The following is a 9,871-nucleotide window of genomic DNA, read 5'->3' as shown; positions in this document are numbered from 1 at the left end:
GGAGGGGAAAGAGGGGAACTCAGCCTTGAACACGTCGGCTGCCTGAGTCATGAGCAGCCTTTTGGTTTCTCTCGCGCTTCTGTTACCTGAGATATTCCGGCCTTCGATCTGGACTTCATCTTGTCTGCAACAGAAACAACGCTTAACTGCTGAAAAAGATGAACAGACTCCAGGCTACCCCTATCCAGAAGATGAAAAGCATGAGTATCAACGTGAGGATCAGCGGCTGACTTCGCATGAGGGTAACTCCTCAAAAGGGCTGGCAATGCGCGGCGGATCTGCGGCTCAGATGTTTTTGCAGGCTGTTTTGCCCGTGCTGACAACTTCAAACGTTCAATTGATGCACTAGTGAACGCACAGCATTCTCTATGCCAGAAAATTAAACAGCGCATAACTCCCCGCTGGCGGCGCAATCTGCTTTCCTGGCCAATAAAAGTTGACACAGGATGCGGGTAATACAGCCCGTTTATGGGGGATTTCTCTGATCGTGGGGAATATCGCAGATAGCTTTAAGTAGCATCGCATGGTGAGTTGGCCGGCGTAGGCACAACAGTGAGTTTGAACGTGCTCAGGCAAATGCCGCTTCGACAAATGCCTCCAGCGCCTTGGTTTCCAGGATCTCGATAGAGAAGTGCCCGAAGCGCTTGGGCAACCAGATGATGCGTGTCCCGGACGGAGATTGCAGGTGCGCACGGGCCAAAGGCTTGCCGTTTTCGTCTTCCGGTTGAACACCGGCAGCCATCAATTCGTCATAGGCCTTCTCGATGTCCGGTGTCGAGTAGCAATGGCGATAAATCATTCCCTCGCCCGAGGCGTCCAACAGCTCCCTCAGATTCCCCGCCAACGGTTGTACCAACATGAAACGCTCCTGACCGATCAGCGCAATCGCATAGCGCACATGCAGGCCACCTCGTTCCCAGACGAGCGTCTTGGAGATCCTGGCTTTCAGTATCCGTGCGTAGTAATCACAGGCTTCTTCGAGATTCTCGACCAGTACATCGACGTGACTGAACTTCAGATCCATTGCATGCCTCCTTCCGAGTTGACGTCCATGGTAACGACCGCGCCTTCGGAATTCGATGGCGTCATGAAAAGTCATCCGAGTGATGCCTGTTCACCCATGGATGAGAAATGGGCGACCCGTGACGAAGAGTGTCTGCTTTTTTGCGGTTGTTGCCTGTCGAAATGGCTTAGGATCATCGAAGGCTGGAATGGAACATCTCGACTAAATGGACGCAATATTTATGGAAATCCCTTTTTCTCAAGTCAGCGAGCGTTTGAACAATCGCCGGTTTACGGTAGCGGACAACGCCCAAGGGCTATCCGGTGCGGGCACCGTATTTCATTACCATGTCGAGGAAGAGGCCATTTCAGGCACTTACCAAGGCGGCCGGATTCGCATGGGTCATCAAGTCGGACGCGTCACGGGCCCCGATACCATTGAGCTTCTTTTTCAGTGCCTGACTACGGAAGGGGAAATGCTTGCCGGCTGGTCGCGTGGCACGGTAGGCGTTGATCACGCGGGACGCACCACTCTGAGTTTCGTTTGGGGTTGGTTGTCGGGCGCGACGGGCGGTGGGGAGTCGAGTTATGTTGAGCTTGTCGCTTAGCAGTTAAGGATTTTCCCGGAGAGAAGGGACGGATTTATTGTGTCTATTCCTGAAATAGGTTTACACCTGTTTCACCTCAACGCTCGACGCATCGTATCGGGCGTTTTGTATTTCAAAGACAAGTGCGGCACCCCGCATCACCCTCCATACGCAGTCAATCGGCCATGGCTCGCAGGATCGGAACCCGCACCGTCAATAGCGTCTAAGATTCAGAGAGATGTCCCGCCACACTGAAGGAACGACTCATGCTCAAATCACGCTCATTGGTTGTCGCGATTACATGCCTTGCGCTGGTCGGCGGCTCAGCGACTGCACTGGCCGATCCCGGTAATGGAAAGGGCCAGGGAAACGGCAAGGGAAACCCGCAAAACAGCCAGGTCCATGGCAATCAGGGCAGCAAAGGCAAAAACGCCGGAGGCGGTGATTGGGGTCATGGCCCGAGCATCAATCGAGGCAGCATCCTTGGAATCATTGGCGGTTACAGGGATTACTGGAGTCCCGGCCCTGCTTTGCCACCCGGCATTCAAAAAAACCTCGCTCGGGGCAAGCCTCTTCCACCCGGCATTGCGAAAAAACTGGACGGTCGGTTGCTTGGCAGGCTGCCGCACTACGACGGATACGAATGGCAGCAAGCGGGCACCGATTTGATACTGGTCGCGCTGGCAACCGGGCTCATCTACGAAGTGCTCAACGGGGCGTTTGATTAACGCTGAATGGGGCGGGGGGCTCGATTCCATCCGTCATACCAACGCTCTGACGATAGATCGAGGCCCAAGGTTGGGCACTTGAAGCGCCCAACCTTGGCAATGACGACTACCTGTTACTCCACCCTGTCGATGCGATAGTCACTGTAGAAAAAGCTGTTTTTATCGGTGCTGGCCTGGAAGAAGTATCCGTAGTCAGCCAGGTAGTAGACGTGGTCCACCCGTTTGTACTCATCAGGCTCTTCGGTGCAGGCCAATGCCTTGGCGTTGCCCGACAGTGCGGGGTTGAGTTCGCTTGCCTTGAGCTCGCGCTCGACCTTGCAACGATTGGTTTTAGCGGCGCCACCGTACGCGCCGACAATGCTGTTGAGCGTTGCATTGTTGTAGGTGTAGCTGACCGTTTCGCCAATCGGCAGGGTGTTCCAGTCACCGCTGAAACTCAGCTGGCTGGTTACACTGCTTGTGGCCATGCCACCGCTTCCACCGTAGCTTGATTTGGACACCAGAGGAATCAAGCCGCGCCAGCTCACCACTTGGCTTTCATAACCATCCCCGCGGGCTGTAATGCTTAACTGGCCACTCGGAACATCGTTACTGATGAATCGCTCTTCGCCTGCCGGGCTGGTTTTGCCTTTGTACGTTGCGGTGCCCCCCGTGCGCACAAACTTCAAGAAATGGTCTGGCTTTCCAAGGTCGAGTTGCCCAATCACTGTCAGCACTTCGGGCGGTACCGATTGCAGTGCAATCTTCGCCGGGGCTTTCAGACGCGGCTTGAACGATTCCAACCGGGCAGTCTCTTGTCCGTTGCCGCACACCAGCGCGAACAGCGCCTGATAATCGGCATTACTGCCAGCGATGGGTTGGGGCGTCGGTGATACGTCGACTCGCCCGTCGCTGACCCGATTGCGCGCATCCAGGTCATAACCTGCCCACTGCTTGAAGGTGCCGGTGTTGCAGGACACCGCGAAGCGCTCGCGTTTCTGCGCATACGGTGCGTTGTAGGGTGGGTCGTTGAGCACTACCGGATTATCGAAGGCTGCCCAGAAGCGGGTTTCGCCATTGTCGGTATTCACGCTGTTGCGATCGAGCAACACCCAATTGTCTCTGTCATCGGTTTTCACCAGGCGCCAATCGGCTTTTGGCGTCTGCGCACATGCCTGGACAAACGAGGGGTTGGCAGCCAGCGTGGCCCACAATTCTGCGGACAATGGGCGAGCCGAACTGTACTGGCTGGAGCCCATCGAATACACGCGTTTCGCACCTTCCAGGTACAGCAGGTGCAATTGCGGCGATGAACATCCCGCTTCAATCTGCACACTGGTGCGCATGCTGGTGCCAGACTGTGGCAGCAGCAACTGGAAGCTCAGAACGTCACCTTCGCGCAGGATGCTTTCCTGCACGAGGGGCTGGGCCAGGGTCGCCTTTAAATCATTATCGGGCTTGCGTCCGTTGGTGGCGCAACCTGCCAGGCTGACGACGCCACAGACGAACATAACTGATGTAAAAAAGCGCACGGTTGCCTCTCTGAATCCATTCCTGATGTCGGATTGTCGGCTGGTAGCGCTCAGTCTTTAGGCTGATCTACAAAGTGCCCAACGGTGCTTTTGATCAACGGATGAGGGAAGACTTCGGTGTTTGTTCTGGCGGCATGCTGGTTGGGTCAGTGCGCACGGTATCCCGTCTGTCGCATGACTTGAACTGCGGAGGGGAAAACGCGTCTCAAGGTACGCGATATCAACCCTATGGAAGCAATCATGCTTTTAAAAAACAAGAGTTTCGTTGCTGTCATGTCATGCGCCATGATGCTTGCAGCCGCACCATTACTCCCTGCTCACCTTTCCACCATGAGCGCCGCCTACGCGAAGGACGGTGGTAATGGAGGCGGCAATGGCGGCGGTAATGGCGGTGGTAACGGTGGCGGCAATGGCGGCGGCCACGGCGGCGGTACCGGTGGTGGTCACAGCGGTTCAGATCACGGCAACGCTAACAGCAACGGCCGCGGCAATGGATTGAGCAGCGATCATGCCGGCAAGTCTGTTCGTGACCACGGCGAAAGTGGCAACCACTACGGCAATGATCGCAATGGCGAGCGCGGTCATGGCACAACGACTTCAGGCATCGCCCATTCCAAAGATACGCGTGGCGTGACCAAAGCCACGGCAATCTCAGCCTCGACACCAGGTGACCACAACGCGAAAGGGTTGAGTAAAGCCGGGACGTCGGTATCAAAGAAATCGCACTGATCAGCGTTACCCGCAGCACGCAACCCTGAACAAAACGGGCGCCCGACAAGGCGCCCGTTTTCATTGGCTCCGGTTTAAGTGCTATTCGTCGACGCTGATGCCTGATCCTCCCAGTTCCTTGGGGACGTCTTTCAGCTTCGGCAATCCATCCTTGATACGCAACACGGTCTCCTGATAGTGCACGTGAATGCCTGGCGAGTACGCGAGATCCGGGATGACTGCGGCATACACATCGATCAGCCCCATCTCCGGGTGTTCAGTGAACAGATGCCCGCCGCACGTCTTGCACCACTTGCGGTAACTGCGCGATGTCTTGTTGTAGGTGCCGATGTTGTCAGCCCCTCGAGTTACTTGCACCGCGTCGGGTTTCCACAGCGTGAAGGCATTGACCGGCCCTGCTGACCAATGCCGACACGACTCGCAATGGCAATAGCCCATCCCGACCGGCTCGCCACTGACGGTGAGCTCGACTGCGCCGCAAAAACAACTGCCCTTGTAAGACCGTTCAGTGTTCATGGCATGACTCCTCGATCAATGGTTTGCCTTCACTCGTCAATGTAGCGCACCGCTGTCGCCGGCGTGCGCCGCACCTGCAACTCGAAAATGTCAGGGCGCGCGTAATGCCCGGTAACGTCGAGCGCTCGCCGCGCTGGCGCCACGAGTGCGACGTCGATGTCCGCATACAAAATGCCGGCCTCGCGGTGCAATGGACCGGCGACGATCCGGCCCTGCGGATTGACCACCACCGAGTCGCCGTCGTTGATCCATTCATCCGGATCGGCAAACAGTTGCGCGCGCGCCGGGAAGTCGTCGGGGATATCGCTGCCGCGCAGTGCGGTGCCACTGCCGAGCACCCAACAGCGGCCTTCGAGCGCAATGTGACGCATCGTGCTGATCCAGCCATCGCCCGTGTCGTACGTGGGCGCGACGTAAATTTCCACGCCTTGGGCATACAGTGAATAGCGCGCCAGCGGCATGTAGTTTTCCCAACAGATCAGCGCACCCACGCGGCCGACCGGTGTATCGACCGTGCGCAACCCGGAGGCATCACCGAAGCCATGCACCATGCGCTCGGGATTCGTTGGCATCAGCTTGCGGTGGCGGTTGAGCACTGCGCCGTCCGTGCCGATAACGACTACGCTGTTATAGAGCGTGCCGCCACCCGTTTGCCGTTCGCATTCATTGATGCCGCACACGATCGTCACGGTGTGAACCCTGGCGGCCTCGCACAATTCGTTCAGGTCACCTTTCGCGATATCGACGGCGTTGGCCAGCAGTCGCGTGTGCAACTGACCCACTACGGCCCCGTCCTTTCCCGCCGCCAGCCGCCAGATCCATGATGGGTAACCGGGAATGAACGATTCGGGCAAAACGATCAGCGAGGCTCCAGCCGCTGCTGCCTCGGCGACCGATTGCACGGCCCGGGCGATCGTCGCGCCGCGGTCGAGCAACACGGGCGGGCGCTGAATAATGGCTACCTTGGTCATGGCGTTCTCCGTTTGCACTTGGCTTCGAAGGCTTGAGCGTGCGCGTGGCGGAGTGGCGGGGCTAGTTCACAATCTGAAGCGTTTCAGTCGCGGAGGCCAGGCAATGGACGAAAGCTACGGTCAGTTCTGCACGGTCGCACGCGGTGCCGAAGCACTGTGCGAGCGCTGGACACCTTTGGTCGTGCGCGAACTGTTGTGCGGCAGCAAGCGTTTCAACGAACTGCACCGCGGCGTCCCCCGAATGTCCACCAGCCTGCTGGCGCAGCGGCTGCGCCACCTGGAAGAAATCGGCGTCGTACACCGCTCGGCCACCGGCAAAGTCTGGGAGTACAGCCTGACCGAAGCGGGCGAGGAACTGCGCCCCATCATCATGGCGCTGGGTCATTGGGGCGCACGCTGGATCGGCAGTCGCCTGCGCGATGACCAACTCGACGCGGGCCTGCTGATGTGGGACGTGCGCCGGTTCGTGCGAATCGAAACATTCCCGCCCCGACCGGTGGTCATCCACTTCAAATTCCGCGACGCCCGGCCCGGCGAGCAAGCGTGGTGGCTGGTGGTCGAGGAGGGCGTGGCCGACCTGTGCCGCGACGACCCCGGCCGCGAACTGACGCTGGTCGTGGATTCCAGCGTGCGCGCATTGACCGAAGTGTGGTCGGGCGACCGCACACCGCGGGAAGTGCTTCAGTCGCGAGAGTTGCGAGTGGATGGCGCGGTGAAGGATGCCGAATGTCTGTGGCGTTGGCTGGGCACGAGTGCGTTTGCGGGGACGCGAAGCGCGGCAGTCAATCGGTGATCTTGGCTGAGCCCGGGTCACGTTAACTGTTTGGAGTTAATCCGATGTTGAACGTGCTTTTCATCTGCAGCCAAAACCGCCTGCGAAGCCCCACGGCCGAACGACATTTTGCTGACTGGCCGGGCGTGAAAACTGCGTCGGCGGGTATCAGCAACGATGCGTATGTTTCCGTCAGCCTGGAGCTGCTGCAGTGGGCTGATCTGGTATTTGTCATGGAACCGATTCATCGCAACAAACTGGTGGCTCGATTTGGTGCGGAGCTGGCGGACAAGCGTGTCGTTTGTTTGGACATACCGGATGTTTATCAGTACATGCAGCCTGAGCTGGTCAAGGTGTTGGAGGCGAGAGTCAGGCGGTATTTGCCTTCCTGAGGTGATGCCTCCTGCTGGGCCTGTTCACGTTTGAATAGACTCTTCTTTTGCGTCTCGCGAGAAGCACCACCCGTGGTCCCAAGACCGTTATGTCCCTTCTGCAGAAGACGGCAATCGGCTGTGGATTCAACCGGTCGATGCAACAGATGGGTTAAATCGTTCAGCGAGCGGTTCGAATGTGGGCTTTAATGTCGTGCCCAAAGGCAGCCACGTCAGCTTCGACTCCGTACGAAGATGGATACGTCGACCGGCGGGTTCAGGTTGCCATGCACTTGTCTAATCAAGGAAGAATCGACATTGAAAATACCTTTCTGCGCCCTGTTTTTGGCCTGCTTGACGACTATCGCACTCGCTGACGAGAACCCTGTCGGCTTCCAGTCTTCAACACTGTCGGACCCGCAAAATAACCGCTCGCTGGAGATGGTCGTCTGGTACCCCAGTGCAACGACCGGCGTCACGCAATTGATCGGCGATGATGTGGTGTTCGTCGGGGCTGCTGCCGTTCGTGACGCGCCGCCCGCTGCGGGCAAGCATCCATTGCTGGTGCTCTCCCACGGGTACCGAGGTAACTGGAGCAACCAGATCTGGCTGGCCAGTGCCCTGGCTCATAAAGGGTACATCGTCGCCGCAATCAATCACCCTGGCACCACCACTCACGACCGTAGCCCTCAAGCAGCGGCGCAGTTATGGCAGCGGCCCATTGATGTGAGCCGAGCCATTGATAGCGTCACGGCTCAACCTGAAAAATTCGGCCTGGTCGCCAATGACCGAATTGCGGTAGTGGGCCATTCACTCGGCGGCTGGACCGCCCTGGAGATCGCCGGTGCTCGTTCCGATGCAGACCGCTTCGCCCAGGAATGCAAAGCCCACCCGCAGTTAGCCAGTTGCACCGTCTATGGAAAAATAAACCCTGCAAGCACCGCAGAATCACAGGCTGCGTTGGCCGCCGATTTGCGCGATAAACGCGTCACGGCCGTGGTGACATTGGACCTTGGCCTTTCACGAGGCCTGACCGATGAAAGCCTGGCTGCGCTGGCGGTACCCACGCTGGTGATCGCGGCCGGCGTACCGTCGCACGATCTTCCCGCCGAGCTGGAGTCTGCCAACCTGGCCAAACGCCTGCCTGCTGCGTCAAGCCGTTACGTCGAAATCAGCGACGCCAGCCATTTCAGCTTCTTGTCGATGTGCAAACCTGGCGCAGAGGGATTGCTCGAAGAAGACGTACCAGGCGATGGCATCATTTGCCGGGATGGCGACAACGGTCGGCCGCGTGAGGTGATTCAGCAGCAGGTTACATCGCTGATTGCGGAGTTTCTTCAGTCGTCTATCCACAAAGAAGACGGTTATTCCGTCCTGAAATAGGTTTACACCTATCCCCACACCCGATGAATTCATCGGGTGTTTTGTACTTCTTTTCATTAATCATCAAATACTGAACCGCTTCCCTTAGCGTCAGCTCCTCCGTCACCGGCGTGGACCCATGAGGTTCGCTCAGACTGTTGAGCTGTCCAGTGCCTCATTTCTTCGGCGATGAAGTGGGTTACCAGGTCACGGAACATCTTTTCGATTGCATCCGGGCTCAGGCCTGCTTCCGTGGCCCAATCACGACGTGTCACCAGCATGCTGGCGAATCGCTCCGAAGCATGTACCGAGGCCGCGGAGGTCTTGAACTTCGAAGCAGCCAGTACGTATTGGAAACGCCTTCCTAACAACGTGATAACTGCCTGGTCCAGAGCATCAATCTCGCGTCGGATGTCCTCCATACCTGAGCACTTTGCGGGCTGTAGCTGATTTAAACCGTCCATGTAGATAGCTCCTTTTGTTAAGCGCGATGATCCATTCCAGCGATTATCGTATGCCATTTTGTCGCGACTGATGAAGGCCGTGCTTTGGCGATCGCTGGAACTCCCCAAATAAGAAGCCAGATGAGTAATGGCGATCAGTTAAGGAAATTCGTAGGCGCGGGCTTGCTCGCGATGGACCTCGGGATGACGCGTTTATCCAGCCAACACGCGTTATCGTTAACGTCCATCGCGAGCAAGCTTGCTCCTACAAGGGGTTGCGGTCACTTCATGAGTCCGGGGTTGACCCTTTGTCGCCTCCCGACTGATCACACCTTCAAGGGTGTTTACTTCTAGTCAGACCCTGTCTGTACAGAGATGAGCGCGATGAACATTGAGCAGGTGGCCCCCGAAACGAAAGGGGTGACGGTGAAGTTACTGGCAACGGTCGACCTGGGCCCCGAGATCGAGGGCATGGCAGGGCGCCAACTTAGAATGCGTCTGGTGACCATCGATCCTGGCGGCGTCTTCGGGCCGGTTCACAACCATAAAGACAGACCAGGCACCGTCTACATACTGCAAGGAACGATCACTGATCACCGAGACGGAATCGCCACGGACTATGGGCCGGGAGTGGGTTGGCCCGAGGACAGGAACACCACGCACTGGCTTGAGAACAGGGGTACGGTTGCGGCGGTGGAGATCTCGGTTGATATCGTCAGGCACGAGACAATGAACACGAAAAAGCCCGGCTGATCAGGCCGGGCTTTTTGGGTGTTGCGGTGACGCGATTTGTTTATGCGACGCGGTTTTCGATCAAGCGGTCGGAGCCACCTTCAGCGACGCGGTTTTCGATCAGGCGGTCGGAACCACCTTCAGCAA

General features: G+C 57.6%; 13 protein-coding genes. 8 read left to right on the top strand and 5 right to left on the bottom strand.

All coding sequences use genetic code 11. From position 1 onward, the window contains the following. The first annotated feature begins 49 nt into the window (after nucleotides 1-49). The gene (locus PMI01S_RS31705) at nucleotides 50-349 is read left to right on the top strand and encodes a hypothetical protein (protein ID WP_159439537.1); all 300 of its coding nucleotides are present in this window, start codon (nucleotides 50-52) and stop codon (nucleotides 347-349) included. 219 nt (nucleotides 350-568) lie between these two features. Here the strand turns inward: PMI01S_RS31705 and PMI01S_RS17180 are convergent, their stop codons facing one another. Continuing rightward, the gene (locus PMI01S_RS17180; protein WP_084321172.1) at nucleotides 569-1,024 is read right to left on the bottom strand and encodes a VOC family protein; all 456 of its coding nucleotides are present in this window, start codon (nucleotides 1,022-1,024) and stop codon (nucleotides 569-571) included. Nucleotides 1,025-1,244: 220 nt separating this feature from the next. On the opposite strand from PMI01S_RS17180, the gene PMI01S_RS17175 reads away from it, so the two are divergent. Both PMI01S_RS17175 and PMI01S_RS17170 read left to right on the top strand, forming a co-directional pair. Beyond that, the gene (locus PMI01S_RS17175; RefSeq protein ID WP_084321247.1) at nucleotides 1,245-1,610 is read left to right on the top strand and encodes an avidin-fold protein; all 366 of its coding nucleotides are present in this window, start codon (nucleotides 1,245-1,247) and stop codon (nucleotides 1,608-1,610) included. A 245-nt stretch (nucleotides 1,611-1,855) separates the two neighbouring features. Further along, nucleotides 1,856-2,317 carry an anti-virulence regulator CigR family protein gene (locus PMI01S_RS17170; protein ID WP_084321171.1) on the top strand — a complete coding sequence of 154 codons (462 nt, stop codon included), beginning with the start codon at nucleotides 1,856-1,858 and terminating at the stop codon, nucleotides 2,315-2,317. A gap of 113 nt (nucleotides 2,318-2,430) precedes the next feature. On the opposite strand, the gene PMI01S_RS17165 is transcribed toward PMI01S_RS17170, so the two are convergent. Then, nucleotides 2,431-3,828: a hypothetical protein gene (locus tag PMI01S_RS17165; protein WP_084321170.1), complete on the bottom strand. Its 1,398-nt coding sequence runs from the start codon at nucleotides 3,826-3,828 to the stop codon at nucleotides 2,431-2,433. Nucleotides 3,829-4,068: 240 nt separating this feature from the next. Here PMI01S_RS17165 and PMI01S_RS17160 point away from each other — a divergent pair, with 240 nt between their 5' ends. After that, entirely contained in the window at nucleotides 4,069-4,557 is a 489-nt protein-coding gene (locus PMI01S_RS17160) for a hypothetical protein (RefSeq protein ID WP_084321169.1), read from the top strand. Between the two features lie 81 nt (nucleotides 4,558-4,638). Here the strand turns inward: PMI01S_RS17160 and PMI01S_RS17155 are convergent, their stop codons facing one another. Together PMI01S_RS17155 and PMI01S_RS17150 are read right to left on the bottom strand one after the other, a co-directional pair. Further along, nucleotides 4,639-5,073 (bottom strand): GFA family protein, encoded by a 435-nt coding sequence (locus PMI01S_RS17155; protein ID WP_084321168.1) that lies wholly within the window; start codon nucleotides 5,071-5,073, stop codon nucleotides 4,639-4,641. A 29-nt stretch (nucleotides 5,074-5,102) separates the two neighbouring features. Then, entirely contained in the window at nucleotides 5,103-6,044 is a 942-nt protein-coding gene (locus tag PMI01S_RS17150) for a carbon-nitrogen hydrolase family protein (protein ID WP_084321167.1), read from the bottom strand. 103 nt (nucleotides 6,045-6,147) lie between these two features. Here PMI01S_RS17150 and PMI01S_RS17145 point away from each other — a divergent pair, with 103 nt between their 5' ends. The 3 genes from PMI01S_RS17145 to PMI01S_RS17135 all read left to right on the top strand — a co-directional run bounded on the left by PMI01S_RS17145 (nucleotide 6,148) and on the right by PMI01S_RS17135 (nucleotide 8,570). Beyond that, nucleotides 6,148-6,837: a winged helix-turn-helix transcriptional regulator gene (locus PMI01S_RS17145; protein WP_084321166.1), complete on the top strand. Its 690-nt coding sequence runs from the start codon at nucleotides 6,148-6,150 to the stop codon at nucleotides 6,835-6,837. A gap of 44 nt (nucleotides 6,838-6,881) precedes the next feature. After that, the gene (locus tag PMI01S_RS17140; RefSeq protein ID WP_084321165.1) at nucleotides 6,882-7,208 is read left to right on the top strand and encodes a low molecular weight protein tyrosine phosphatase family protein; all 327 of its coding nucleotides are present in this window, start codon (nucleotides 6,882-6,884) and stop codon (nucleotides 7,206-7,208) included. A 297-nt stretch (nucleotides 7,209-7,505) separates the two neighbouring features. Further along, a complete protein-coding gene (locus tag PMI01S_RS17135; protein WP_084321164.1) occupies nucleotides 7,506-8,570 on the top strand; it encodes an alpha/beta hydrolase family protein in 1,065 nt (354 codons plus the stop codon). Between the two features lie 56 nt (nucleotides 8,571-8,626). Here PMI01S_RS17135 and PMI01S_RS17130 read toward each other — a convergent pair whose 3' ends face one another. Beyond that, complete coding sequence (locus tag PMI01S_RS17130; protein ID WP_084321163.1) at nucleotides 8,627-9,013, bottom strand: isochorismate lyase; 387 nt, start codon at nucleotides 9,011-9,013, stop codon at nucleotides 8,627-8,629. A gap of 363 nt (nucleotides 9,014-9,376) precedes the next feature. Between PMI01S_RS17130 and PMI01S_RS17125 the strand changes: the two genes are divergently transcribed. Beyond that, nucleotides 9,377-9,745: a cupin domain-containing protein gene (locus PMI01S_RS17125; RefSeq protein ID WP_084321162.1), complete on the top strand. Its 369-nt coding sequence runs from the start codon at nucleotides 9,377-9,379 to the stop codon at nucleotides 9,743-9,745. The last annotated feature ends 126 nt before the right edge of the window (nucleotides 9,746-9,871 follow it).

It is taken from the genome of Pseudomonas migulae NBRC 103157, from assembly GCF_002091715.1.
Lineage (GTDB): Bacteria > Pseudomonadota > Gammaproteobacteria > Pseudomonadales > Pseudomonadaceae > Aquipseudomonas > Aquipseudomonas migulae_A.
This window is presented reverse-complemented; position numbering and strand designations above follow the sequence as displayed.

Coding starts and splice junctions, on each gene's coding strand:
- PMI01S_RS17125 (WP_084321162.1), top strand. CDS start 9,377: ATGAACATTGAGCAGGTGGCCCCCGAAACGAAAGGGGTGACGGTGAAG.
- PMI01S_RS17145 (WP_084321166.1), top strand. CDS start 6,148: ATGGACGAAAGCTACGGTCAGTTCTGCACGGTCGCACGCGGTGCCGAA.
- PMI01S_RS17160 (WP_084321169.1), top strand. CDS start 4,069: ATGCTTTTAAAAAACAAGAGTTTCGTTGCTGTCATGTCATGCGCCATG.
- PMI01S_RS17130 (WP_084321163.1), bottom strand. CDS start 9,013: ATGGACGGTTTAAATCAGCTACAGCCCGCAAAGTGCTCAGGTATGGAG.
- PMI01S_RS17170 (WP_084321171.1), top strand. CDS start 1,856: ATGCTCAAATCACGCTCATTGGTTGTCGCGATTACATGCCTTGCGCTG.
- PMI01S_RS17175 (WP_084321247.1), top strand. CDS start 1,245: ATGGAAATCCCTTTTTCTCAAGTCAGCGAGCGTTTGAACAATCGCCGG.
- PMI01S_RS31705 (WP_159439537.1), top strand. CDS start 50: ATGAGCAGCCTTTTGGTTTCTCTCGCGCTTCTGTTACCTGAGATATTC.
- PMI01S_RS17150 (WP_084321167.1), bottom strand. CDS start 6,044: ATGACCAAGGTAGCCATTATTCAGCGCCCGCCCGTGTTGCTCGACCGC.
- PMI01S_RS17180 (WP_084321172.1), bottom strand. CDS start 1,024: ATGGATCTGAAGTTCAGTCACGTCGATGTACTGGTCGAGAATCTCGAA.
- PMI01S_RS17155 (WP_084321168.1), bottom strand. CDS start 5,073: ATGAACACTGAACGGTCTTACAAGGGCAGTTGTTTTTGCGGCGCAGTC.
- PMI01S_RS17140 (WP_084321165.1), top strand. CDS start 6,882: ATGTTGAACGTGCTTTTCATCTGCAGCCAAAACCGCCTGCGAAGCCCC.